21 protein-coding genes, 3 pseudogenes and 1 riboswitch are annotated in these 25,124 nt (G+C 66.6%); of the genes and pseudogenes, 10 read left to right on the forward strand and 14 right to left on the reverse strand.

The genetic code is table 11. The features are described from left to right. Positions 1-11: 11 nt before the first annotated feature. A complete protein-coding gene (locus AC5ZH6_RS09160) occupies positions 12-569 on the reverse strand; it encodes a helix-turn-helix domain-containing protein (protein ID WP_020171700.1) in 558 nt (185 codons plus the stop codon). Between the two features lie 45 nt (positions 570-614). On the opposite strand from AC5ZH6_RS09160, the pseudogene AC5ZH6_RS09165 reads away from it, so the two are divergent. Next, positions 615-1,445: pseudogene (locus AC5ZH6_RS09165) on the forward strand (DMT family transporter); the annotation flags it as partial. 30 nt (positions 1,446-1,475) lie between these two features. Here the strand turns inward: AC5ZH6_RS09165 and AC5ZH6_RS09170 are convergent. The 3 genes from AC5ZH6_RS09170 to AC5ZH6_RS09180 all read right to left on the reverse strand — a co-directional run bounded on the left by AC5ZH6_RS09170 (position 1,476) and on the right by AC5ZH6_RS09180 (position 4,470). Then, entirely contained in the window at positions 1,476-2,108 is a 633-nt protein-coding gene (locus tag AC5ZH6_RS09170; protein WP_020171698.1) for a nucleoside/nucleotide kinase family protein, read from the reverse strand. 104 nt (positions 2,109-2,212) lie between these two features. Beyond that, positions 2,213-3,838 carry a 4-hydroxyphenylacetate 3-hydroxylase family protein gene (locus AC5ZH6_RS09175; protein ID WP_006367460.1) on the reverse strand — a complete coding sequence of 542 codons (1,626 nt, stop codon included), beginning with the start codon at positions 3,836-3,838 and terminating at the stop codon, positions 2,213-2,215. A 44-nt stretch (positions 3,839-3,882) separates the two neighbouring features. Further along, complete coding sequence (locus tag AC5ZH6_RS09180; protein WP_006367459.1) at positions 3,883-4,470, reverse strand: flavin reductase family protein; 588 nt, start codon at positions 4,468-4,470, stop codon at positions 3,883-3,885. Positions 4,471-4,592: 122 nt separating this feature from the next. Between AC5ZH6_RS09180 and AC5ZH6_RS09185 the strand changes: the two genes are divergently transcribed. The 7 genes and pseudogenes from AC5ZH6_RS09185 to AC5ZH6_RS09215 all read left to right on the forward strand — a co-directional run. Continuing rightward, positions 4,593-5,543: an AraC family transcriptional regulator gene (locus tag AC5ZH6_RS09185; RefSeq protein ID WP_496168958.1), complete on the forward strand. Its 951-nt coding sequence runs from the start codon at positions 4,593-4,595 to the stop codon at positions 5,541-5,543. 61 nt (positions 5,544-5,604) lie between these two features. After that, positions 5,605-6,137, forward strand: a pseudogene (locus tag AC5ZH6_RS09190) (Uma2 family endonuclease). Positions 6,138-6,265: 128 nt separating this feature from the next. Beyond that, the gene (locus AC5ZH6_RS09195; RefSeq protein ID WP_496168959.1) at positions 6,266-7,780 is read left to right on the forward strand and encodes a SulP family inorganic anion transporter; all 1,515 of its coding nucleotides are present in this window, start codon (positions 6,266-6,268) and stop codon (positions 7,778-7,780) included. Positions 7,781-8,142: 362 nt separating this feature from the next. Next, the gene (locus AC5ZH6_RS09200) at positions 8,143-9,096 is read left to right on the forward strand and encodes a LysR family transcriptional regulator (protein WP_014359570.1); all 954 of its coding nucleotides are present in this window, start codon (positions 8,143-8,145) and stop codon (positions 9,094-9,096) included. 228 nt (positions 9,097-9,324) lie between these two features. Then, positions 9,325-10,296: a putative oxygenase MesX gene (locus AC5ZH6_RS09205; protein WP_026920212.1), complete on the forward strand. Its 972-nt coding sequence runs from the start codon at positions 9,325-9,327 to the stop codon at positions 10,294-10,296. A 26-nt stretch (positions 10,297-10,322) separates the two neighbouring features. After that, positions 10,323-11,348: a methionine synthase gene (locus tag AC5ZH6_RS09210; RefSeq protein WP_496168961.1), complete on the forward strand. Its 1,026-nt coding sequence runs from the start codon at positions 10,323-10,325 to the stop codon at positions 11,346-11,348. 7 nt (positions 11,349-11,355) lie between these two features. Continuing rightward, positions 11,356-11,439 (forward strand): annotated as a pseudogene (locus AC5ZH6_RS09215) (DJ-1/PfpI family protein); the annotation flags it as partial. A gap of 108 nt (positions 11,440-11,547) precedes the next feature. Here AC5ZH6_RS09215 and metE read toward each other — a convergent pair. From metE to AC5ZH6_RS09235, 4 genes are all read right to left on the reverse strand, one after another. Further along, positions 11,548-13,836, reverse strand: coding sequence for a 5-methyltetrahydropteroyltriglutamate--homocysteine S-methyltransferase (gene metE, locus AC5ZH6_RS09220; protein WP_496168962.1), 2,289 nt, complete (start codon positions 13,834-13,836; stop codon positions 11,548-11,550). Positions 13,837-13,989: 153 nt separating this feature from the next. Beyond that, positions 13,990-14,200, reverse strand: a riboswitch (cobalamin riboswitch). Positions 14,201-14,275: 75 nt separating this feature from the next. Continuing rightward, positions 14,276-14,602: a hydroxyisourate hydrolase gene (uraH, locus tag AC5ZH6_RS09225; RefSeq protein ID WP_006367451.1), complete on the reverse strand. Its 327-nt coding sequence runs from the start codon at positions 14,600-14,602 to the stop codon at positions 14,276-14,278. Positions 14,603-14,638: 36 nt separating this feature from the next. Beyond that, complete coding sequence (gene uraD / locus AC5ZH6_RS09230; protein ID WP_014359575.1) at positions 14,639-15,160, reverse strand: 2-oxo-4-hydroxy-4-carboxy-5-ureidoimidazoline decarboxylase; 522 nt, start codon at positions 15,158-15,160, stop codon at positions 14,639-14,641. Between the two features lie 10 nt (positions 15,161-15,170). Then, complete coding sequence (locus AC5ZH6_RS09235; protein ID WP_006367449.1) at positions 15,171-17,159, reverse strand: solute carrier family 23 protein; 1,989 nt, start codon at positions 17,157-17,159, stop codon at positions 15,171-15,173. A gap of 213 nt (positions 17,160-17,372) precedes the next feature. On the opposite strand from AC5ZH6_RS09235, the gene AC5ZH6_RS09240 reads away from it, so the two are divergent. Further along, complete coding sequence (locus AC5ZH6_RS09240; RefSeq protein ID WP_006367448.1) at positions 17,373-17,933, forward strand: nucleotidyltransferase family protein; 561 nt, start codon at positions 17,373-17,375, stop codon at positions 17,931-17,933. 5 nt (positions 17,934-17,938) lie between these two features. Here AC5ZH6_RS09240 and AC5ZH6_RS09245 read toward each other — a convergent pair whose 3' ends face one another. From AC5ZH6_RS09245 to AC5ZH6_RS09265, 5 genes are all read right to left on the reverse strand, one after another. Continuing rightward, positions 17,939-18,340 (reverse strand): hypothetical protein, encoded by a 402-nt coding sequence (locus AC5ZH6_RS09245; protein ID WP_006367447.1) that lies wholly within the window; start codon positions 18,338-18,340, stop codon positions 17,939-17,941. 13 nt (positions 18,341-18,353) lie between these two features. Further along, positions 18,354-20,147 (reverse strand): acetyl/propionyl/methylcrotonyl-CoA carboxylase subunit alpha, encoded by a 1,794-nt coding sequence (locus AC5ZH6_RS09250; RefSeq protein ID WP_006367446.1) that lies wholly within the window; start codon positions 20,145-20,147, stop codon positions 18,354-18,356. A 214-nt stretch (positions 20,148-20,361) separates the two neighbouring features. Then, the gene (locus tag AC5ZH6_RS09255; RefSeq protein ID WP_094602295.1) at positions 20,362-21,855 is read right to left on the reverse strand and encodes a condensation domain-containing protein; all 1,494 of its coding nucleotides are present in this window, start codon (positions 21,853-21,855) and stop codon (positions 20,362-20,364) included. Continuing rightward, the gene (locus tag AC5ZH6_RS09260) at positions 21,852-22,307 is read right to left on the reverse strand and encodes a SufE family protein (protein ID WP_006367444.1); all 456 of its coding nucleotides are present in this window, start codon (positions 22,305-22,307) and stop codon (positions 21,852-21,854) included. Before AC5ZH6_RS09260 ends, AC5ZH6_RS09255 begins: the two co-directional genes overlap by 4 nt. A gap of 28 nt (positions 22,308-22,335) precedes the next feature. Next, the gene (locus tag AC5ZH6_RS09265) at positions 22,336-23,232 is read right to left on the reverse strand and encodes a sulfurtransferase (RefSeq protein ID WP_006367443.1); all 897 of its coding nucleotides are present in this window, start codon (positions 23,230-23,232) and stop codon (positions 22,336-22,338) included. A 185-nt stretch (positions 23,233-23,417) separates the two neighbouring features. On the opposite strand from AC5ZH6_RS09265, the gene AC5ZH6_RS09270 reads away from it, so the two are divergent. Then, complete coding sequence (locus AC5ZH6_RS09270; protein WP_496168964.1) at positions 23,418-24,413, forward strand: neutral zinc metallopeptidase; 996 nt, start codon at positions 23,418-23,420, stop codon at positions 24,411-24,413. A 28-nt stretch (positions 24,414-24,441) separates the two neighbouring features. On the opposite strand, the gene AC5ZH6_RS09275 is transcribed toward AC5ZH6_RS09270, so the two are convergent. Then, on the reverse strand, positions 24,442-25,122 hold the full coding sequence (locus AC5ZH6_RS09275) for a Maf family protein (RefSeq protein WP_006367440.1): 681 nt from the start codon (positions 25,120-25,122) through the stop codon (positions 24,442-24,444). Positions 25,123-25,124 lie beyond the last annotated feature (2 nt).

A 25,124-nucleotide genomic window follows, 5' to 3' on the forward strand; every position in this document is an offset into this window, starting at 1 on the left:
GCGGTGTGGTCTCAGCGCACGACGCTGCGCGCGAATCGGGTGACCTCGTCGGCGGCATTGAGATAGCGGTACGGCTGCGAACTCGGGAAGCTGATGCTCTCGCCGGGGCCGAGTTCGGTTGCCGAGGAATCGAATTCGATCCGTAGTCGGCCGGTGGCCACGATGATGATCTCCCACCAGCCGGGTGGATCGGGTTCGGCGTCGTACCGATCACCGGGGCCGAGGGTCCACGCCCACAACTGTGATTCCTGGGAGGCGGGGACGCTGGCGAGCAGCCGGCCGACGCTCGCCTCGTGGTCGCCGCGCCAGGCGAGGACGTCGAGGTCGGTCGGGCCGTCGCCGAGGGTGTCGGGGTCGCGCACCATGTCGACGAAGGTGACCTCGAGTGCCTCGGCGAGCCGGTCGAGGCTGGCCAGACTGATGTTGGTGTCCCCGCCCTCGACCTTGACGATCATCCGGCGACTGATGCCCGATGCGTCGGCGAGCGCCGCCTGGCTCAGGCCCGACTCCTGACGGAAGTGTCGAAGGTTGTGAGACACATGCGCCAACACGTCCGCCCGATTTGCCATGCGCACTATAGTACCGATAGCTTGTCGACCATGGTCAGGTGCACTATGTTGCGCAAGCCGGAGCTGGTGCTCCGGCCGGAGTCGGCGCTGCTCGCGGTCACCGCGGTGTGGGGAGGAACCTTCCTCGTCGTCCACACCGCTGTTGCGCACAGCGGGCCGTTGTTCTTCGTCGGACTCCGGTTCGTGCTCGCCGGGCTCCTCGGCCTGGTGGTGTTCGGGCGGAGGTTGCGGGGGATCACCCGCGCGGATATGGGGGCGGGGCTGGCCATCGGGGCGATGATGGCCGTCGCCTACAGTCTGCAGACCTTCGGCCTGCAAACCATCAGCTCGAGTGCCTCGGCGTTCATCACCGCGCTGTACGTCCCGCTGGTGCCGGTGGCGCAATGGGCGATCTTCCGCAAGGCCCCGGGCGTGATGAGTTGGGTGGGGGTGGTGCTGGCCTTCGTCGGATTGATGCTGCTCGCCGGTGGGACCGGTGGCGGGATCGGCTTCGGCACTGGAGAACTGGCGACCGTGATCGGAGCGGTGGCGTGTGCCGGTGAGATCGTGCTGATCGGGTTCTTCGCGGGCAGGGTCGACATCGCCCGCGTCACCATCATCCAGTTGCTCGCCGGTGGCGTCTTCTGCTTTGCCGCCATGCCCGTTGCCGGAGAAGCTGTTCCGTCGTTCTCCTGGGTCTGGCTGGGTGCGGCGCTGGCGATGGCGTCGGCGAGCATCGTCATCCAGTTGACCATGAACTGGGCCCAGCGCCACGTCAGCCCGACGCGGGCGACCGTGATCTATGCCGGAGAACCGGTGTGGGCGGGGATCTTCGGGCGTCTCGCAGGCGATCGGCTCCCGCCGGCGGCTTTGCTCGGCGGCGTGTTGATCGTTCTCGGCGTGCTGGTCAGTGAATGGCGACCGCGGTCACGACGTGCCGTCGAGAAGGGCGTCACACCGGTCACGGCAGCTGCGAATGAGCCTGGCATTGGGGTCGTCGACCGACTCGATCCACCGCCGGGCGTTCTCGGCGCTGCGGCCGGCTGCGATGTGGCGAACCGATAGCCGTTCCCGCCGAACATCATCGGGGACATCGACGAACCACAGGCGGTCGATGAGGTCGCGTACCGGCGACCACTCACCGTCGAGGGCGAGGTAATTGCCCTCGACGACAAGCACCTTCGCGGTGGCCGGGATGATCAGCGCCGCCGCGATGGGCTCGGCGGCGCCGCCAATGACCCCCCGATGATCGAAATCCGGTGCGTAGATGTCTTTTCCGGGGACGGCCGCGCGGCGGAGCAGCGAGACGAATCCGTCGACGTCGAAGGTGTCGGGGGCACCGCGACGATCGGTCCGGCCCAGACGCTGCAGCACGGTGGTCGACAGATGGAACCCGTCCATCGGCAGATATCCGACCGCGTCGTCGCCGAGCCTCTCGGTGAGGTCGGCGACGACGCGGCGGGCGATGGTGGTCTTGCCCGCGCCCGGGGCCCCGGTGAAGCCGGCCACGAATCGTGGTGTGTCCGCGGCCGCCTCGATGATCTCCGTCGTCGGCGTCATGTGCCGCGACTCTAGACCATCGAGAACGGAGTGGTCACCGGGACGGCCGCGGGGGCACCGGGCACGGGGCGATCAGTGCACGGGGCGATCAGGGCACGGGGCGATCAGTGACCCGGGCCGAAGAAGCTGACGTCGTCATTGCCGATGAGATCGGGCACGGTCCAGCCGTCGAGGTCGTATTCGGCCAGGCAGGCCTCGGCGAGCCCCTTCATCTGATCGACCCCGCCGCGGTTCTGTGCGGCGAAGAGCAACTCGGCCTTGACGTTCTCGTGGTTGCCCGAGTAGTTGCGCTCGTAGAGCTCGTGGCGGCCGCCGAATTCGGAGCCGATCGAATCCCACAGTGCCTTCATGACCTTCACGCGGTCCACGGCGGTGATGCCGTTGGAGCCGCGGACGTACTTGTCGAGGTAGGGCCGCACGGTGGGGCTCTTGAAGTCGGCGGCGCTCGAGGGCAGATAGATCAGCCCCGATGCGACGTCCTGTTCGATGATCTCCTTGATGCGCGGATAGCCCTGCATCATGAACATGCGGTAGGTCAGGCCGTACTCCAGGCGTGGGATGACGGTGTCGCCGATCCAGGGTTCCGGGTTGTGGGCCATCGCGTCGGTGAGGGTCCAGAAGAGATTGCGCCAGCCGATCACCTCGCCGACGCGGGTCTGCACGCCGCGGAACCCGCCCGAGCCGGTGCAGTCGAGGGCCTTCATCAGCAGGCCTGCGATGAAGTCGAGCTTCACCGCGAGACGGGTGCAGCCCTGGAAGGTGAAGCGCGGCAGGAAACCCGACTGCGGGAAGAACGCGTTGATGCGTTCGACGTCGCCGTACATGAAGACGTTCTCCCACGGCACGAGCACCTTGTCGAAGACGAAGATGGTGTCGTTCTCGTCCATCCGGCTCGAGAGCGGGTAGTCGAACGGCGAGCCCATCACCGCGGCCTGCTGGGTGTAGGACGAGCGGCAGATCAGTTTGATGCCGGGCGAGTCCATCGGCACCGTGCAGATGAGTGCGAATTCCTTCTTCTTGATCGGCAGGCCGTAGTGGGCGATGAAGTTGTAGTTGGTGATCGCCGAGCCGGTCGCGACCACCTTCGCGCCGGACACCACGAGCCCGGCGTCGGTTTCCTTTTCCACCTTCATGAACACGTCACCGACCTCGTCGGGTGGCAACTGACGATCGACGGGCGGGTTGATGATCGCGTGATTCCAGTAGAGAACCTTCTCCTGCGACTCGCGGTACCAGCGCTCGGCGTTGGCCTCGAACGGTGCGTAGAGATCCTTGTTGGCGTGCAAGGTGCCGAGGAAGCTGGCCTTGTAGTCGGGGGAGCGGCCCATCCAGCCGTAGGTCATGCGTGCCCACTCGGCGATCGCGTCGCGTTCCTTGATGAGATCGGCCGAGCTGGTGGAGGCCTTGAAGAACGGCATCGTCACGCCGCCGTTGCCGGTGTCGGTCGGTGCGGTCACCTTGTCGCGGGTGGCCGGGTCGTGCATCGAGTCGTAGAGGCGCGCGGTCATGCGGATGGGGTTGCGGAACGCCGGATGGGTGGTGACGTCCTCCACGCGCTCACCGTGCAACCAGATCTCCCGACCGTCCTTGAGCGACTCGATGTATTCGTCACCGGTCATCGGCCGGGTCGCGAAATTCTTCGTGTTGTTGGCGGGGGCGTCGGCAGCCGGGTTGGTCTGCGGGGTGCCGGTGGCGGCCGGGTCGCCTGCGGGACGTTCGATCGTGGTCATGATTGATACCTCTTTCTGATGGATGGGTCGAAAACCGTGATGAATCAGGCGGATGCGGTGGTGTGCTCGGGATCGTCGGTGTGGGCCAGGTGAAATGGGGTGAACGTGGTCGTCGAGTCGAACCAGCCCGAGTGCGGGTCGTCGGCGCACAGCGTCCACAGCGAATTCACGCTCGGCTCACCGAGATCATGAAAAGTGCTGCGGTAGTACAGCAGTGGGGGCTTCCCCGAGGTATGGGCATCGACGATCTCGCCGATGTAGATGATGTGGTCGCCGCCGTCGTAGCTGCGCCACGGCACGCAGCTGAGTACCGCGGCGCTGCCGGACAGGATGGGGGCCGTCGGGCCGTCGACCCAGGTGGGGCCGGGTTGCGCCGGACGCCCGGCGAAGTGCATCGCGATGTCGAGCTGGTCGGCGGCCATGATGTTGACCGCGAACGGCGCATCGGTCAAGTAGTTGCACGCCTTGGACTTTCGCGTCAACGTCACCTGACACAGGCGCGGTTCGAGGGACACCGCGGTGAAGGCCGTGACCGTTGCACCGTGCGGCTCGCCGTCGGAATTCGCACACGTGATGACGGTGACGCCACTCGCGAACTGGCCGAAGACATTCTGTAGGGCTTTGCGTTCCACGTGACCTCTCCTTTCGATGAGGCAAGATGTGAGGTAGAATATAAGGCGACGGCCGCGGTGTCCACGATCCGCTGAACGCGATGACGATCCACATTGCGCGGCGAAGTCGTGAGGAGTGTCCGATGAGCCAGATCGAGCGGCTTCGCATCCCGGGGGATCCCGAGTGGGAAGCGGCGTCGGCGGCGGTGTCCGACGCGTATTTCCCGCATGAATTGAGTCCACGGGACGCGGGTGGAAACGCACTCGACGTCGACGTCGCGGTCACCGTGCTCGGACCGTTGCGTATCGCGCGGATCGGGTGGGGAGCCGAGGTGGCCATCCACTCCGACCATCCCGGCGCCTACGGCATCAACGTGCCGCTCGGAGGGGTCCTGGAAACCAGCGTCGCCGGGACCTCGGTGGTTTCCACGAGTGGTCTCGCCACGATCAACCCGCCCGACACGCCCGCCGAGATCACCCGCTGGTCGAGTACCTGCACGATCGTCGGGGTCAAGATCGACCGTGACTTCCTGCAGCGCGAGGCCTGCCGGGTGACCGGGCGTCCGGACACGGCGATCCCCGAACAGCTCGACCTGCACTCGCCGGAGGGGGCGAGCTGGTTCCGTCTGGTCCGGTCGATCGCCGGCCAACCCGCCGACGACCCGCTGCTGGCGAACCCGCTCATCGCCGAGCAACTCGCCGGCTCGTTGACCGACGCCTTCTTGTTGGCCGCGGTTCCCGACGACCCCGCCGAGCACACGCGACCGCAACCGCGGATCGTCACCCGGGTGCTCGATGCGATGCGGGCCGATCCCGCCCGGCCGTGGACGGCCGCCGACATGGCGGAGGTGGCCGGGATCAGCGTGCGCCGCCTGCAGGAAGGGTTTCGTGACTACGTCGGCAAGTCGCCGCGAGAATGCCTCACCGACATCCGATTACACCGTGTGCACGACGAATTGTGTTGCGAGGACGCGGATTCGGTGACCACCGTCGCGATGCGCTGGGGATTCACCCACACCGGCCGGTTCGCGACGGCATTTCGCAAGAGGTACGGCGTGGCACCGTCCGATGTCGCCCGCACGCGCGGGCGGTAGTTACCAGCCGAGGTCGGTCGTTCAGGGCGCCGGGGCGCGGCATCGTCGTACCATGTGATGCATGACCGCTGCACACGCCCAGTTCGGCTTGATGTCGCTGGATCAGTGGCGTGCGTTGCCCGAGGAACCCGAGTATCGGGTCGAACTCCAGGAGGGTGTGCGCATCGTGTCGCCACGACCGACGAAGGCACACGCGCGCGCCGTCTTCCGGCTGTGTGCCCAGGTCGACGAGGCGCTTCCGACTGGCTGGGAAGCGCTCCCGGAGGTCGAGGTGGTCATCGATCCTGCGACGCCGGCTACGGTCTGAGTGCCCGATATCGTCGTGTGTCGTAGCGACGCACCCGAACCTCTGGCCGCGGCGGACGTGGCGATCGCCATCGACATCGTGTCGCCAGGCTCTCGACGGACTGATCACGTCACCAAGCGCAGCGAGTACGCCGATGCCGGGATCGCCCACTACTGGATCGTCGACCTGGGGCGGCCGACCACGCTCTCCCCACTCACCCTCACCGACCACGGCTACTCCGGCGTTCCGGTGACCGGGCATCACACGTCGACCACGCCCTTTCCCTGACCATCTCGCTCACCTTCTGACGTCGAATCGCGAGCGTGCGAGCCGCTCCGCACTCTCCGGTAAGGTGTGCCGGGTTGCGTGCCACCAGGTGATCCCGCGGTGACACCGGATGTCCATGTCCCGGCGCGCCGGAACGGAGTCGGAGCACATGTCCCCGCGCGTGTCACTGTCCACGACGACCTCGCCCGCGCACGACCGGTCGGTATGGGCGGCCTTGCGTTCACCGCGACGGCTGCGCACCGAGGTTCTGGCCGGGCTGGTGGTTGCGCTCGCGCTCATCCCGGAGGCGATCTCGTTCTCGATCATCGCCGGTGTCGATCCGCGCGTCGGTCTGTTCGCCTCGTTCACCATGGCGGTCACGATCGCGATCGTCGGCGGCCGCCCGGCGATGATCTCCGCGGCCACCGGTGCGGTGGCCCTCGTCGTGGCACCACTGGTGAAAAGCCATGGGCTGCACTACCTCATCGCCGCCGTCATCCTGGCCGGGGTGTTCCAGCTCATCCTCGGCGGCCTCGGCGTCGCCCGGCTGATGCGGTTCATTCCGCGCAGCGTCATGGTGGGATTCGTCAACGCGCTGGCCATCTTGATCTTCGCTGCCCAGTTGCCCCATCTGATCGGCGTGCCGTGGCTGGTGTATCCGCTTGTCGCCGTGGGTGTTCTGATCATCGTCGGGTTGCCGAGACTGACGAGCGTCATCCCGGCGCCGCTCGTCGCGATCGTGGCGCTGACCGCGGTGACGCTCGCGGTCGGCTGGTCGGTGCCCGATGTCGGCGACGAGGGCAAACTGCCCGAGCACCTACCCTCACTGGTCCTGCCGGACGTGCCACTGACCTGGCACACGTTGTCGGTGATCGCGCCGTACGCGTTCACCATGGCGCTGGTCGGGTTGCTCGAATCGTTGATGACCGCGAAATTCGTCGACGACCTCACCGACACCCACTCCAACAAGTCACGCGAGGCGATGGGGCAGGGCGTGGCGAACGTGGTCACCGGATTCTTCGGCGGCATGGGCGGCTGCGCGATGATCGGACAGACCATGATCAACGTCAAGGGTTCCGGTGCGCGCACCCGGATCTCGACCTTTCTCGCCGGTGTCTTCCTGCTGATCCTGGTCGTCGGTCTCGGCGATATCGTCGCGCTGATCCCGATGGCCGCACTCGTCGCCGTGATGATCATGGTGTCGGTCGGCACCATGGACTGGCACAGCATCAACCCGACGACGTTGCGGCGCATGCCCAAGAGCGAAACCGCGGTCATGCTCGTCACCGTCGTCGTCACGGTGGCCACGCACAACCTGGCCTACGGCGTCGTCGTCGGTGTGCTCACCGCGATGGTGCTCTTCGCGCGACGGGTCGCCCACGTCACCGAGGTCGTCGTGGTGGATCACCCGGATCCCGAAACGCGCGTCTATCAGGTGCGCGGAGAACTCTTCTTCGCGTCCAGCAACGACCTGGTCTACCAGTTCGATTACGCGGACGACCCGACGACCGTGATCATCGACATGAGCGAATCGCATATCTGGGATGCGTCCACCGTTGCGGCACTCGACGCGATCGTCACCAAGTACGCGGCAAAGGGTAAGAGCGCCACCATCATCGGGCTGAACCCCGACAGCGCCGAGCGGCTCGAGCGCCTCAGCGGGCACCTCGCGGGCGCCCACTGAGGCAGGCAAGCAGGGCGCGGGGAGCTCACTGGTGTCTCCTTGTGGTGTGGTCTGCCGGGGTGGCGGACGTCGAAGGGCTGGGGACCGGGCGAGGGTGGGGTGTCCGCCCCGTAGGGGCGGGCGTCGCCGGAGGCCAATTGTGCTGCGAGCGTGGCGAGTACAGGTTGCAGGACACGCGGCAGCCGCCCGGTGTGGGTGGACGCCTCGGGCCCTCGGTCGGTCACCATCGGTCGACGTGCGCGCGTAGAAGGCGAGTGGGCTGCTGACCAGATGAGGAATTGAGGCGCCGAAGTGAACCGTCCTGGGTCTGGTGGAGACCGTGTGGACTTCGGATCTCCACGGCGGTTCGTTAGTCTTCTGGTATGGCACGGCACGCCGCAGGAGCGCTGCGTGGAATCACGCTGCAGCAGTTGCGCTACTTCGTGGAGGTGGCAGCGGAGGGATCGATCAGTGCCGCGGCGGACATGCTCTATGTGGCTCAACCGACCATGTCCGCCGCGCTCAAGGACCTCGAAAGCCGGCTCGAACGTTCACTGTTCGTCCGCTCGAACCGGGGAGTCACCCTCACCGACGACGGGGCGGAGTTCCTCAGCTACGCGCGCCAGGTCGTCGAGCAAGCGGAACTACTGGAACAGCGGTACCTCGGGCGCGGCCCCTCGCGCCGACTCCTCGCCGTTTCCACTCAGCACTACTCCTTCGTCGTCGACGCCTTTGCTCGTATGGTGAAAGCCTCTGAGGCTGCCGAATACGCGTTCAGTCTTCGCGAGACCCGGACTTGGGACATCATCGAAGATGTCCGCACTCTGCGAAGTGAGGTCGGCGTGCTCTATCGCAACGGTTTCAACGCAAACGTGATCAACAAGCTGCTCCGCGAAGCGGGGCTGACCTTTACGCCGCTGTTCTTCACGACACCGCACATTTTCATCGCCCGCACGAACCACCTCGCAGGCAAGAAGAGTGTCACGCTGAAGGATCTCGACGACCTCCCGCGGCTCACGTTCGACCAGGGCGGGAACAACTCGTTCTATCTCGCCGAAGAGATCCTCTCCACGCGTTCATCCAAGCAAGACATCCGAGTGAGCGACCGAGCAACCATCTTCAACCTGATGATCGGTCTCGGCGGGTACACCATCTCGACCGGCATCATCTCCGACGATCTGGATCCGTCGATAGTCGCTGTTCCGCTCGAGGTGGACGAGCGCATCGAGATCGGCTGGATCGGACATGCCTCGGTCTCGTTGACCGCCCAGGCCGAGCGATTCGTGGCGGAGATGCGCGATGTGGTATCGAGTTTCGGAGTCGATCTGCTGGCATAGCTGATTCCTATCCCCAGGTATCGTGAAGTGTAATTAGGCTATGGAGAGGCGCCTGCATACACTGCTGTCAACGCCGCTTCGGGCCACCGGCTCCCGAGTGCCATCGGTCGCGCCGATGGGCCCTCGACCATGGGAAGTCAGATCGAAGTGCTGCGTAACTCAGGCAGTGAATCGCGCGATGGCGACCGTCGTTGAGCGCGGTGCAAGTGAATGGGGCATCTGATCACCATGACAAACGAATGTGTCTTCAGCATCGGTACGACGCGCTTCGACGAGGGCTACACCCCGTCGAGCAGCTCACGTGGAACGACGAACTTCGCGAATCTCGCACGCGGCGACGACCGTGAGCAGAATCTTCGCAACGCCGTGACGATGATGAACACCCGGGTCAATGAACTGCTCCACTGGGACAATCCGCGCGGTGACCGCTACGAACTCGAACTCGACATCGTCTCGGTGGACCTACATCTCGCCTCGGTAGGGGACGACGCCGCATTTCCGGTGATCGAGGTGCTCGACGTGGACATCGTCGAGACCGCCACGGGGACCCGTACCAAGGGCATCGTCGGAAACAACTTCTCCTCCTACATTCGCGACTACGACTTCAGCGTTCGGCTCCCCGGACACCAGGCGACGGGTGTCCCCAGCGACTTCGGCGATCTGCACGGGCAGGTCTTTCAGCGCTTCCTCGAATCGGACGAGTACCGCCAACGGTTCTCCCAGCCGCCGGTCATCTGCATCAGCGTCTCGACGTCGCGGACCTACACCCGCCTCACGAACCACCACCCGATTCTGGGGGTGGAGTATGTGTCGGACGCGCTGTCGCTCACCGATGAGTACTTTGGCAAGATGGGGCTCACGGTCCGCTACTTCATGCCTCCGGGTTCCGTTGCCCCGCTGGCCTTCTACCACCGCGGCGACCTACTCAACGACTACTCGTTCATCGCGCTTGCGGGAACGGTCGCGACGATGGAGACGTTCCAGAAGATCTACCGTCCCGAGATCTACAGCGCGAACACAGCGGCGGCACAGGTGTACCGGCCGAGTCTCGACTACGGCAACTACTCACTCCCGCAGGTGACTTACGACCGGGTCGAACGCACCCAGCTCGCGGCCACCCAGGGAAAATTCACCGAGGTGAGGCTCATGAAACCGTACGGCGATGTCCTTGCGCGTTGGGCGACAAAGCAATCGGCCTGATCGGCGCGAGAACTGAGGTATCCGAGATGAATGAACTCCTGCCCGCCACGATCGTCGGCAGCCTGCCCAAGCCCGCGTGGCTCTCCGAGCCGGAGAAGCTCTGGTCCCCGTGGAAGTTACACGACGACGAACTGCGGCAGGGGAAGCTCGACGCCCAGACACTCGCGGCACACGATCAGAGTCGAGCCGGGCTCGACATCATCAGCGATGGTGAACAGACACGTCAGCACTTCGTGACCACGTTCATCGAGCACCTCAGTGGCGTCGATTTCGACCGCCGTGAGACCGTGCGCATTCGTGACCGCTATGACGCGAGTGTCCCGACGGTTGTCGGCGCGGTGAGTCGCGAAGAGTCGGTCTTCGCAGAGGATGCGAAGCGTCTTCGGGTCGAAACCGATCAGCCGATCAAATGGGCCCTCCCCGGCCCGATGACAATGATCGACACCCTCTACGACGACCACTACCGGAGCCGCGAGCAGCTCGCGTGGGAGTTCGCAACCATACTGAACCAAGAAGCAAAGGACTTGCAGGCGGCCGGCGTCGACATCATCCAGATCGACGAGCCCGCATTCAACGTGTTCTTCGACGAACTCAAGGACTGGGGTATCGCGGCACTCGAGCGGGCCACCGAAGGACTGAGCTGCCGAACCGCCGTCCACATCTGTTACGGCTACGGCATCAAGGCCAACACCGACTGGAAGGCAACGCTGGGGCCCGAATGGCGCCAGTACGAAGAGTCGTTCCCACTATTGCAACAATCATCGATCGACATCGTGTCCCTGGAGAGCCACAACTCGCGGGTTCCTGTCGAGGTGATCGAACTACTCCGTGGCAAGACGGTCATGCTGGGAGCGATCGACGTGGCCAGCGACACCATCGAGACGCCGGCGGAAGTGGCAGCGACACTGCGCAAAGCACTCCCCTTCGTCGACAAGGACAAGCTCTACGCCAGCGGGAACTGCGGCATGGCACCGCTCGCACGTGGTGTCGCATGGCAGAAGATGGTCGCGCTCGCCCAGGGCGCCGCCATTCTTCGCAGCGAGCTCTCCTAACCTCGGGCGTTCCGCGCAGTACGTGACCAGCGTCTGCACGGGATCGATCGCACTCGCCGCCGCGGGACTCCTCGACGGCCGACAAGCGACCCTCACACTGGTCGGTGCGAGATCTGCCGACCGACCACGGAGCGAACCCGGGGTCGCACACCCGGGTCCTCCCGACCGGCCTCCGCAATCGGCTCAGCTGACTGTCGGCTCAGTTGGCCAGTGCGCGTGCCGCTTTGGCCGCCGAGACCAGATTCGTCAGCGCCGCGGTCACCTCGGTGGTGCCGCGAGTCTTCAGACCGCAGTCCGGATTCACCCACAGGCGCTGCGGCCCGACGGCATCGAGCGCCGCGCGCAACGACGATTCGATCTCGGTGACGTCGGGGACACGCGGTGAGTGGATGTCGTACACACCCGGCCCGACGCCGTTGGCGAATCCGATGGCGTTGAGGTCGTCGAGGACCTCCATGCTCGACCGTGCCGCCTCGATCGAGGTGACATCGGCGTCGAGTTCGGCGATCGCACCGATGACCTCGCCGAACTCCGAGTAGCACAGATGGGTGTGGACCTGCGTGGCGTCGGCGACGCCCGAGGTGGCCAGCCGGAATGCCCGGACCGCCCAGTCGAGGTACGCGGGCTTGTCGGCGTCCCGCAGCGGGAGCAGCTCACGCAGGGCCGGCTCGTCGACCTGGATGATGCCGATGCCGATCCGCTCGAGATCGATCGTCTCGTCCCGGATCGCGAGGGCGATCTGGTCGGCCGAGTCGGACAGGGGTTGATCGTCACGCACGAATGACCACGCGAGGATCGTGACGGGCCCGGTGAGCATGCCCTTGACCGGCTTGCCGGTCAGCGATTGGGCGTAGGCGATCCAGTCGACGGTCATCGGCGCCGGGCGGGAGACGTCGCCGAACAGAATCGGCGGACGCACGCACCGGGTCCCGTAGGACTGCACCCAGGCATGGGCGGTGGCGAAGAAGCCGTCGAGTTGCTCGGCGAAATACTGCACCATGTCGTTGCGCTCCGGCTCGCCGTGGACGAGTACATCGAGTCCGATCTCCTCTTGCAGCGCAACCACATCGGCGATTTCTGCCTGCATCCGACGGACGTACTCGGCGTCATCGATCTCACCGGAGCGCAGCGCGGCGCGGGCCAGCCGGATCGCCGAGGTCTGCGGATAGGAGCCGATCGTCGTGGTGGGCAACGGCGGGAGATTCAGTCGCTCGGATTGCGCAGCCGAGCGGGTCGCGGCATCGCCTCGCTTGCGGTCGGCGTCGGTGATGGCGGCCAGACGCTCACGCACGGCCGGGTTGTGCACTCGCGGATCGGATTCGCGGGTGGCCAACGCGGCGGCGGCGGCGTCGAACGCGTCGGCCTGGGACTCCCGACCGTGGCGCAACGCCTCGGACAGGATCGCGACCTCGCGGTACTTCTCCGCGGCAAAGGCCAGCCAACCGCGCAGGTTGTCGTCGAGCCCGGTTTCGGGTTCGACGGAATACGGCACGTGCAGCGTCGAACACGAGGTGGACACCGCCAACGACCCCGCCGACCCGAGCAGGGTGCCCAGGGTGGCCAGGGCTTTCTCGAGATCGGTACGCCAGATGTTGCGCCCATTGACCACGCCGGCCACGACGAGCATGTCGGCCAGTTCGGGTACGTCGGCCACCGACTCGAGGGAGCCCTCGATCACATCGACGGCCACCGCCTCGATGCCGGTGCGCGCAAGGGCTCGCACACTGTCCCGGGCGTCGCCGAAGTACGTGGCGACACAAAGTGCCGGTCGCGAGCTCGCTTGCGCGAGGGTCGAGTACACCGAGCCGGCCAGCGCGGGGAGGCGCTCTGCGGCATCGGTGACCAGGATCGGTTCGTCGATCTGTACCCACTCGACTCCGGTGTCGGCCAGGCGGGCCAGCAGATCCAGATACAGCGGCAGCAACTCGTTGAGGCGATCGAGCGGGGAGCCCCCGCCTGCGGTGTCATGAGCGGATTTCGACAACGCCAGAAAGGTGATCGGCCCGATGACGACCGGACGTGCGCTCACACCGGCGGCCTGCGCCTCGGCCACCTCCGCGAGCACCTTCTCCGGGTGCAGGGAGAAGGCTGTCGCGTCGCCGATCTCGGGCACGAGGTAGTGGTAGTTGGTGTCGAACCACTTGGTCATCTCCAGCGGCGTGACGTCGGCGGTGCCGCGGGCCGCTGCGAAGTAGCGGTCGAGGGGATCGGTGATGTGTGCGACCCGCTCGGGCAGGGCGCCGAGCAGCACGGCGGTGTCGAGCATCTGATCGTAATAGGAGAAGGTGTTGACCGGGATCGAGTCGAGGCCGGCCGCCGCCAGCGTCGCGATGGTGTCGCGCCGCAGCCCGGCGGCCACGGTCTCGAGGCCGGCGGCGTCGATGCGCCCCGCCCAGTAGCTCTCGATCGCGCGCTTGAGCTCACGGCGTGGGCCGATGCGGGGCGTGCCGAGCACGGTGGCGGAAAACGGGGTCGTCCGTTTGGACATGGGTGGTGCACTCCTGCAATGGTTTCCGACGGTCCGTCGCCGTTGCAGGGCGTGCCGAAGGGACGCCGGAGAGAACGTGCACGGCATCCGCGCATCACCTGGCACTCGCTTCGACCTGCGCCCATTCCACGAGGCGACGAGCCACCGGCCGCGGCGCGGCCGGTACAGCAGGCAGGTCTTCGGACTCGTCGGCGGGCGACCATCAGGTCGCGGTCCTAGTGGCCGTCGCTTCCCGGACGCGTGCGTCCAGTGCTCGATGACGGCGGTCGTTCCGACATACCGCTGCGGGACAGTTCCGGATTCGCACCGGATTCCCTCTTACGACGCCGGACCCGGACGCGGGGCCTCCATGACATCGGAGGCCACGACGGACGGGGCGGCGAACCAACTGCACCGCCGAGCATAGAGGATGCCCCCGGATACCCGTGTGCGCGCCCGGTCAGCTACCGCGATAGGTGGAATACGAGTACGGGCTCAGTAACAGCGGGACGTGGTGATGCCGTTCGGGATCGTCGACGGTGAAGCAGATGTCGACCTCCGGATAGAACCCCCGGATGTCGTTGTCGGCGAACCACTCTCCGGTGTCGAACACCAGATGGTAGATGCCGGGCACGAGCGGGTCGGTGTTCACCTGCGCGATGCGACCGTCGGAATCGGTGACGCCGGAGGCGACTTCGCCGCCCGCGGCATCCTGCAGGGAGACCCCGACGCCCACCGCGGGTGCACCGGAGACCGCGTCGAGGACATGGGTGGACAGACCGGTCATCTCGGTGGTTCGCTCCTCGTGGATCGACTGCGCTGCTCAGTCGTCAACATACTCGATCGCCGGGGTGAGCATGCGCTGCAGTCGACTTCGGTTGATCTTGGCCAACTCCATCCGCAGCACTCGCCGCTCGGTCGCCGGGTCGTTGCGCATCCGCTCCTTGAGGATGGCCAGCAACTCCGCCGCGGGCCGCCCATTGGCGAAGACGAGGTACACGTGCCCGAACTTCTCGTCGTAGGCCTTGTTGAGCTCCTTGAGTTCGGCCAACACTGCCGGATCGGCGCCGGTCACCCCGGACTGCTCACGCGTGGAGGACGCGTTGTCCGGGCGATCGCCGATCCGGGGGTGACCGGCCAGGGCCTCGTCGAGGTCGGCGTCGGTGAGCTCGGCCAGGATGAGATCGGCATAGGAGAGCAATGCCTCGTCGTCGGAGAACGGTCGGGCCTTGGCCACACGCAGCGCCCAGATCGACGAACTACAACACTCGTAGAGCGTGCCGATGGCCTGCCGTTCGGTCAGCTCGTTGAAACTGGGCAACCCTCGCCAGTCGACTCGTCGCACGCCGATCAGCCTAGGAGAGTTCGGGCTGACGGCCGAATCGCACCGACGTCAGCGGGTTGGCGTCGGCAACCAGATCGTCGAAGCGATGGTTGACGATCTTGGCGATCTCGATGAGCGCGAACGACTTCTCGGAGGTCTCCGAGTTGTCCATGCGGGACCAGCCGTTGCGCAGCACGCGGTCGTAGCGTTCGGTCTCACGGGCGCAGATCACCAACGGGAACCCGAAGTGCTCCCGATAGGCGGCAGCGAGATTCACGACGTTCTCGTGCTCGGTCTCCTCGAGGTGCGACAGACCCTTGTGGTCGACCGCGATCAGCTCGCCGGTTTCCTCGTCCTCGGCGCCGAGGTCGGGGAAGGCCCGGATCAGGTCGAGCTGCTGGGTGTCGCTGCCGGTCAGCATCGCCTCCTGGAAGGCGCTGCGCAGATCGTGTACGTCGTCGAAAGGCCGCTGCTCCCAAGCTCTGTCGAGAACCCAGTCGACGCCCTGCACAACCTCGCCGAAGGTCTCGCGGAACTTCTCCTTGCTCATGGTGTTCACCTCGTCGAGCGTGATTGAACCGCCTCCGGCGACGGCCGGTCCCTTGCTGCCGATGTGGAAGAACAGGATGTTCATCAGGATGGCGGTGATCGCGCCCATGGTGATGCCGGTGGAGAAGGGGATCTGCAGGATGCCCGGCACGGCGATGTCGACGCCGGGCAGTTCCGGGACCTTCACCTCCGCGCCCTTGTCCAGGATGGTCGTCGGAGCCGACGACTGTGAGAACTGGACGTAGAGGGCCACGGCGATGGAGGTCGCGGCGATCGACAGGTTGCGGTGGTCGGTGAAGTCGACGGTCGTCAGCGTCTGGATGCCGACGATGGCGACCGTCGCGAACATGATGAGTGCGGCACCGCCGAGAACCGGGGAGGGAATCGACCCGACGATGTTCGCGGTCTTGGGCAGGACGCCCAGGATGATCATGATGCCGCCGGCGCAGGCGACGACGAACCGGCTCTTGACCCCGGTCATCCGGACCAGGCCGACATTCTCGGAGAACGCCGTGTACGGGAACGAGTTGAAGCTGCCGCCGATGATGGTGGCGATGCCGTCGGCGCGGACGGTGGCGGCGATGTCCTCCTTGCGGATGCGTTTGCCGACGATCTCTCCGGTCGCGAAGACCGAGCCCGTCGATTCCACCGCGGTCACCATGAGCACCACGATCAGCGACACGATCGCGATGAGATCGAATCGGGGCCATCCGAAGGCGAACGGCGGGGTGAAGCCGACCCAGCTCGCCTCGGCGACCCGGTCGAAGTGGGCGTCGCCGAAACACCATGCGACGAAGGTCATGACGCCGAGGCCGAGCAGGATCGAGATGGTCGCCCAGAAGCCTCGGAAGAATCGCTGCATCAGCACGATCAGCGCGATGGTGCAGATGCAGTAGACAACCCACCGGCCGTTCCCGGCGTCGTGCGCGCCGGTGGCGCTGTTGGGGTCGGTGACCGCGTCGCCCGCACCGACCGGGATCAGGCTGATGCCGATGATCGTGATGACGGTGCCGGTGACCACCGGTGGGAAGAATCGGATCAGTTTGGCGAAGAACGGTGCGATCAGGAAGGTGAACACGCCGGCCGAGATCACCGCGCCGTACACCGTCAGCAGGCCGACCCGACCGCCACCGTGATCGTTGGCGATCTTGATGACAGGAGCGAGCGTCGCGAAGGTGATGCCCTGCAGCAGTGGTAGGCGGACGCCGATCTTCCAGATGCCGACCGCCTGCAGCAGCGAGGCGATGCCGCAGGTGAACAGGTCGGCGGTGATGAGCATGGTGAGTGCCTGATCGTCGAGCCCGATGGCGTTCGCGATCAGCAGCGGGACGAGGACGGCTCCGGCGTAGAAGGCGACCACGTGCTGGAACCCGAGGGTGACGAGTTTGCCGAACGGTGGCACCTGATCGACCGGGTGAACGCGCTTGCGGCGTCCCTGTGGGGCGGCGGCCGGAGCCGAATCCGTGGCCATCGACATACTCCTCGTGACGGTGAGATCATGGCTGCCGGTGGGCCGACGGCATAGCGCACGTCAGGCCCACCGGCAGCTAAATAGTGGACCCCCACAACCGATTCGGCGACCGCGAGATCGTATATTGCGGCGGGGTAAATCGGGCATGGCCGACACCGGGACCTCGTTGGTTCGCCCGGACGACGACAGCGGTGGGCGGGTGTATGGAGCCGAGTGGCGGAGGTGGATGCGATGGTGGTGGGAGCAGTGCTCGCCGCCGGATCCGGCCGGCGGTACGGAAAGCCGAAAATACTTGCCGAACAAGGTCTTTGGCTCGACAACGCTGTGCATGCACTGAGTGAGGGAGGGTGCCGGGAGGTGGTCGTCGCGATGGGTGCGGCGATCGTCACGCCGCCGAGTGGGGCGAAGGCGATTGTCGTCGAGGACTGGGTCGTCGGTCTGTCGGCAAGCGTGCGCGCGGTGCTGTGCGCGCCGGTGGTTCGCGAGGATTCGGGCGGTGTGGTTTTACATGTTGTTGACATGCCCGATGTCACCGCGGCAGTGGTTTCCCGGATCGTGAAAACCGCGGCGGGCGCACCGGGGAAGATCGTGCGCGCGGTCTACCACGGCCGGCCGGGCCATCCGGTCCATCTCGACGCCGGTCACCTCGACGGCGTCCTCGCCTCGCTCGACGGGGACGTCGGTGCCGCACGCTATCTCCGCGCGCATCCCGAGATCGTGGAATCGGTCGAATGCGGTGATCTGGCCTCCGGCGTCGACCGGGACGAACCGTAGCGGGCTCAGGGGGTCGGAATGGCGTCGGTGATCACCCCGTCGGCGACCGGATCGTCGTCGGAGGCGAGATCATCGACGACGAGATCCAGTGCGCCGCGCGCGAATCGGGCAACCGGTCCGACTGCGGCACCCAACACCGCACGATGACCGGTGCGGCAGCGGCCGACGATCGACGCCGACCCCGCCGTCGGGAGGACGCCGATGACGGCCAGGAGTTCACCGGTGGTCGGTTCGCATACCGCCCACACGAAACCGGTGTCGTCGCGCCACGCGGCATCGGTGGCGGCGACATAGGCCGCGGGATCGGCGATCCCCAGATCGGACAACGCCGGGACGTCGGTGATCCGCTCGTCGGCACGAAGCCCACGCAGATACCACGCCCCGGCGTTGATCTCGACGGGTTCCATTCGGAGGAGGTGACTACTTCAGTTCGAGCAGCACGGTGCCCTGGGTGACGGCGGCACCCGGCTCGATGCTCAAACCGGTCACCACGCCGTCCTTGTGGGCGGTGACCGGGTTCTCCATCTTCATCGCCTCGAGAACGACGACGAGTTCGCCCGCGGCGACCGTCTGACCCTCCTCGACGGCGACCTTGACCACGGTGCCCTGCATCGGCGCGGCCACGGCGTCACCGGAGACGGCGGCGCCGCCGCCCTTCTTGCGCGAGCGGGCCTTGGGCTTGCGGCGGATGACGCCGTTGGCCGAACCACCACCGCCGCCGAGGGCCAGATCGCCGGGCAGCGCGACCTCGACGCGGCGTCCGCCGACCTCGACGACCACCTTCTGGCGGGGAGTGGCCTCGTCGTCCTCGATCGGCTCGCCACCGGTGTACGGCTCGATCGGGTTCTCCCAATCGGTTTCGATCCACTTGGTGTAGACATCGAAGGTCTCCACGCCGTTGTCGTCGGTGTGCCCGATGAACGCCGGATTGCTCACGATGTGCCGGTGGAACGGCAGCACCGTGGCCAGACCCTCGACCTCGTATTCGGCGAGTGCACGGCGAGCACGCTCGAGCGCTTGCTCGCGGTTCTCGCCGACGACGATCAGCTTGGCCAGCATCGAGTCGAACTGGCCGCCGATCACATCACCTTCGACGACGCCGGAATCGACGCGGACGCCCGGCCCCGCGGGCTCACGGTACTTGGTGATCGGCCCGGGTGCGGGCAGGAAATTACGGCCCGGATCCTCGCCGTTGATCCGGAACTCGAAGGCGTGTCCGCGCGGGGTGGGGTCCTCGGAGAATTCCAGCTTCTCGCCGTTGGCGATGCGGAACTGCTGACGGACGAGGTCGATCCCCGCGGTCTCCTCGGTCACCGGGTGCTCGACCTGCAGTCGGGTGTTGACCTCGAGGAAGGAGACGAGGCCGTCGGCGCCGACGAGGAACTCCACGGTGCCTGCGCCGTAGTAGCCGGCCTCGCGGCAGATCGCCTTGGCCGATTCGTGGATCTTGGTGCGCTGTTCGTCGGTCAGGAACGGCGCGGGGGCCTCCTCGACCAGCTTCTGGAAGCGGCGCTGCAGCGAGCAGTCGCGCGTACCGGCGACCACGACGTTGCCATGGGTGTCGGCGATGACCTGGGCCTCGACGTGGCGGGCCTTGTCGAGGTAGCGCTCGACGAAGCACTCGCCACGGCCGAAGGCGGCGACGGCCTCGCGGGTCGCCGACTCGAACAGGTGCGGGATCTCCTCGATGGTGTAGGCGACCTTCATGCCGCGACCACCACCGCCGAAGGCGGCCTTGATCGCGACCGGCACACCGTACTCCTTCGCGAAGGCTACGACCTCGTCGGCGTCCTTCACCGGATCCTTGGTGCCCGGTGCCATCGGCGCGTCGGCCTTGAGGGCGATGTGGCGTGCGGTGACCTTGTCGCCCAGATCGCGGATGGACTGCGGCGACGGGCCGATCCAGATGAGCCCGGCGTCGAGGACGGCCTGGGCGAAGTCGGCGTTCTCCGAGAGGAAGCCGTAGCCGGGGTGCACGGCGTTGGCGCCGGACTTGGCGGCCGCGTCGAGGATCTTGTCGAACACCAGATAGGACTCGGCGGAGGTCTGTCCACCGAGGGCGAAGGCCTCATCGGCGAGCTTCACGAACAGCGCGTCGGCGTCGGGCTCGGCGTAGACGGCGACACTGGGGATGCCGGCGTCACGGGCTGCGCGAATGACACGTACCGCGATCTCGCCACGATTGGCGATGAGGACCTTGCTGATAGTGGGCACTGTTGTTCTCCTGGGCCATACATCGAGGTGCACCGCGCCCCCCGGGGTGCGGCACACACGGTGTTCGTCGGCGACCGTGTGCGGCGCCGTGGGGATTGAACTGCCACTCGCGGGGGGTGGTTCCGCGGGCGACATCGCGCACCCCCTGGAGGTTAGGGGGCGTGCTCCGGGCTTCACACTAACGCACCGAGCAATCGTTCGGTGGAGGTGGTTGTCACATCCGCGCGTTGAATGTGCTCTCGTCGGCAAGAGCATGCACGATACGGGCGAAACCGCGAAGCAACTCGGGCACCGGCCCGCTGCGGTCGAGGGGGTCCCGGTCCGGGTGGGCGCCGTCGAATCGTGTGCCGTCGGGCCCGGCCGGCTCCTGATCGGCCGGATCGGCCGGGAAGCGGGCCGAATACCGCAATCCCGACGGGGTCCGGTTGATCCAGATGAGGACTTCCTCCGCGGAGTAGGAATGGCTGCGCAGCACCGTGGCCCGGCCCGCGTCGGCCTCGGCGGCACCCGGCGCGTACCGGGTGTCGATGAAGGAGATCACGAAGCGCGGTTCGCCACGGTAGCCGATCAGATCGGCCACTCGTAGGAAGGGCAGAGACGCGCCCTGTCGCGAGCGCTTGAGCTCGCTGGTCGCGCGGGCGACGGTCTGGTCGAAGGTCGGTGAGCCCGTCATGTCGAGCCAGAAGGGGGCGACCGCGACGTACCAGCCCAGCGAGGTCAGCCAGCGGGCCTCGTCGCGGGTGTGTCGCGGCAGGACGCACCGGAACTCGGGGTCGCCGGTCAGGCTGTGATGGACCATCGCGAACGCCGCCAGCACCCCCGCGGTCAGCGAGCCGCCCGCCTCCGAACACACCGCGGTGAACTTGTTGGCGGTGGCGTCGTCGGCGATCACGCCCGACACAGACTCCTGGGGTAGCAACGGTGACTGGTCATCTGTCTCCCCGGACTCCGGGGTGGGCGCCGGGGCCATGCGCAGCGCACGCGGCATGTCGCCGGGCCCGGCCTGGAGAAAACCGTGCCAGGTGGCCACCGCCGGATGATCGGCCCCGGTCTGATCTGCCTGTCGCCGCTCGGCGGCACTGAAATCGACGTAACTGCCGACCTCGGGCAGCACGAGCTCGGTGTGATCGCGCGCCGAGCGATAGAACGCGGTCAACTCGTGCTGGGCCATGATCAGCGAATAGCCGTCGACGAGCGAATGGTCGGCGGCGAACAGCAGCGTGAACGACGACTCCCGTCCGACGGTGGCGAACATGTACGCCGGCCAGTGCAGTGGCGCGGTCGCGCGGTCGAAGGAGCCCGCGATCTGTTCGACGAGTGGCCCGGACTCGTTGTACCAGCCGATGCGACCCATCTTGAGTTGGACGGTGCCCGGCGGCGTCGACAGGCGCGCCAGCCCGTCGTGCTTGATGACCACGTGGCTGCGCAGCACCTCGTGACGATCGATCCAGCGCCGCAACGCCGTTCGCAACGCCGGGATCGACAGGGGCTCGTCGAAGTGGATCTGCAGACCCAGCCACGACTCGCGCCCGCCCTCCCGCCGGGTGCGGACGCGATACTCGAAGGCCCCCCGCAGGTGTTGCTCGTGGTTGTGCGAGGTCAGCCGTGGGTCGCGATTCCAACTGCCCAGGCCGCCGGGCACATAGGGGGTCCACTCCACGAGGCCACCTGGTTCGATCGGCTCCTCGAGGATCTGGATGAACTTCATCCCGTCGGCCCGGCCGGGGCTTGCGGCCCCGTTCCGGTCTGGCGGCGGACCTGGGCCTTGATACGTCCGAGCATTCCGGCCATGCCGCGTAATCGCAACGGACTCACCGCTTTACCGAGGCCGAGGTCGTAGTAGAAGTCGCCCGGGACGTCGAGGATCGTCTGCGCCGACTCGCCGTCGAGCCCCTGATGCAGGATCGAGGCGAAACCGCGCGTCGTCGGCGCCTCGCGGGGTGCACTGAAATACAGTCGGACGGCGTCGGGATCGTGGGCATCGACCGACAAGAAGACCGGGGATTGGCACTCCGGTACCGGTTCCATCGCCTCGGTCGTCAGTTCGGCGGGCAGCTCCGGCAACTCTCCCGCGAACTCCAGGAGCAAGGTGACTTTGTCCGAATCACCCAGTGCGGCAAAGTCATCGACGATCTCGGCGAGGGACGCGGGCACGCTCATGACAGTTCGGGCCGCTCGCCGGGAGTCGTCATGCGCTCGCCGGCGGGTCGCCGGGTTCCTCGCCGACAGAGATCGGGACCCGCACCGCGTTGCCCCACTCGGTCCACGAGCCGTCGTAATTGCGGACGTGATCGAAACCGAGCAGATGGGTCAGCACGAACCAGGTGTGGCTGGAGCGCTCGCCGATGCGGCAGTAGGCGATCGTCGGGGTGTGCGGGTCGAGCCCGCCGTAGATCTCGTCGAGTTCGGCGCGACTGCGGAACCGCCCGTCCGAAGCGGCGGCCTTGGCCCACGGAATGGAGCGCGCGGTGGGGATGTGACCGCCGCGCAATGCCCCTTCTTCGGGATAGTCGGGCATGTGGGTGCGCTCGCCGGTGTACTCCTGCGGCGACCGCACGTCGATGAGCGGCTCGGTGCCCAGCGCCGCGCGCACCTGGTCGGCGAAGGCACGGATGCGGGTGTCGTCACGCTCGACGACCGGATAGTCCGACCGCGGGTACTCCGGGACATCGAAGGAGGTGTCGCGGTCCTCCGACATCCACGCGTCGCGGCCGCCGTCGAGCAACCGCACGTCCTCATGGCCGAACAGGGTGAACACCCACAGCGCGTAGGCGGCCCACCAGTTGCTCTTGTCGCCGTATATGACGATCGTGTCATCGCGTTCGATTCCCTTGCTGCGCATCAATTCTGCGAACTGCTCGCCGTTGATGTAGTCGCGGGTCACCGGATCGTTGAGATGCAGGTGCCAGTCGACCTTCTGCGCGGTGGGGATGTGGCCGATGTCGTAGAGCAGGACGTCCTCGTCGCTCTCGATGATCTTGAGCCCCTTGGTACCCAGGTGGGCCGACAGCCACTGCGTGCTGACGAGCCGTTCGGGGTGGGCGTAGCCGGCGAACTTGGGATTCGGGTCGGTCTCGACGCTCAACTGAAGAACCCCTCCCAGGGTGGTGGCTGATCAGGGCGTGTCCACACCAGACACATCCCGGAGGCCTGCGCGGTCTCCGTGGAGAGCCTACCCAGTGGCGACGACACGCGTGCGCACAAGCCGGGTGTCATTCGTCTGGTGACAAGAACGTGGCGTCCCACGCCGGAATTGCTACGTTCGTCGCCATGATCCGCCCTGGGGTGTCACGGAGCCGGCTGCGCGCCATCGTGACCGTGTTGCTCGTCGCCGCGTCGATCGTCGCCTTCGCTTCCTACTCGGGGGACCGGGGTCCACGGGGCACGACGACCTCGACCCCGGAGTCGTCGAGGTCCGGCAATCCCACGGCCTCGTCGCCGGCGAGTACCCCGTCGGCGAGCGGAGCCGTCCCCGGGCGCTGCACGCCGAGCCGGTGTCCGGGTCTGCCGGTGCCCACGGCTGAGCTGATGACCGGTGCCATCACCCGCGACAACGCGCCACAGAAGGTCTCCGGCTACCTGACCTCGGTCCTCGACGATCTCGACAGCACGTGGACACCGTGGTTCCGCGAACTCGGGTGGGGTGACCCCGCACCGGGGCGCGTGCTGGTCGAGGCCGGTGACACCTACCGGTCCGGCTGCGAGGACGCCGACGGCGCGATCGTCGTGACCTCCGATACGCCCAACGCATTCTTCTGTGGTGTGGACAAGGCCCGTGACGGCGGCGGAACGCGGGTCGAGGGATCGGTGATCCTGCCCGTCGAGGCGTTCGTCGGGATCTGGACCGGCACGTTCCTGGTCCAGGGGCCGCTGGATTCGATCGGTGGGTTCCAGGGTGAGTTCACCGCGGCGACGGTGGTCGCACACGAGTACGGACATACGGTCGTCGATCGGATCGTTCGCGCCGGTCACCTGCCGGACTCGCGGGGGCCGCGGGGGGAGAACTCCGAACTCATCGCCGACTGTCTCGCCGGGAACTGGGCGGCGACGGTACTGCGGCGAGATGAGCTGTCGGTCACCGACATCGTGCAGGCGGTGACCCTGATCCAGAAGATCGGCGATCCCGAACCGGGACAGGGTCACGGCACCTCGACGCAGCGGATCGCGGCGATCTCGCGAGGGTTCTTCGGTCGGTCGGTCAACGGTGGCGGTCAGGGACAACCGATCGGGTGCCTGACCGAGTACTGGCCGGAGGAGTTCGGCTGAGGCCTCGGCGAGAGCCGGTCGCCGGTACTCACCAGAGTTCCGCGACGCCGATCCCGACCCGTCGTAACAGTCGGCGCACCGTGGGCAGTCCGATTCCGATCACCGAGGACGGATCGCCGTCGATGGCGTCGACAAACCAGCCGCCGAGGCCGTCGAGGGTGAAACCACCGGCGACCTCCAGCGGCTCGCCGGTGGCCACATAGGAGTCGATCTCCGCGTCGTCGACATCGGCGAAATCGATGGTGGTCGAGGCGGTTTCCGACGCCGATGCGACGACGTCGAGTCCGCTCACCACGGCGAGGTGGTGTCCGGTGAGCAACTGCGCGGATTGGCCGCGGACCCGCTTCCACTGGTCGATCGCCACGTCGGGCGTATGCGGTTTGCCGGTGAGCGCACCTCGGAACAGCAGCATCGAGTCGCAGGTCAGCACCACCGTGTCGGGTATTGAACCATCCTGTGCCGCAGCCGATTCCGGGCCGCCGCGTTCGGCGATCAGGGTGGCGACGACCGCGTCGGACTTGGCCATCGCCAGACGTGCGACGACGTCGGTCGGCGGTACCCCGGCCAGGTCCTCGAGTACGGCGTCCTCGTCGACGTCGGAGACCAGCACGCGCGGATGCACTCCGGCGCGGGTCAGGACCGCCAGGCGGGCAGGAGAGGCCGAACCGAGGACGACGTCGAATCGACGAGTGCTACCGGCGGGGTTCACCC

The sequence above is a fragment of the Gordonia sp. YC-XJ4 genome (assembly GCF_059511865.1).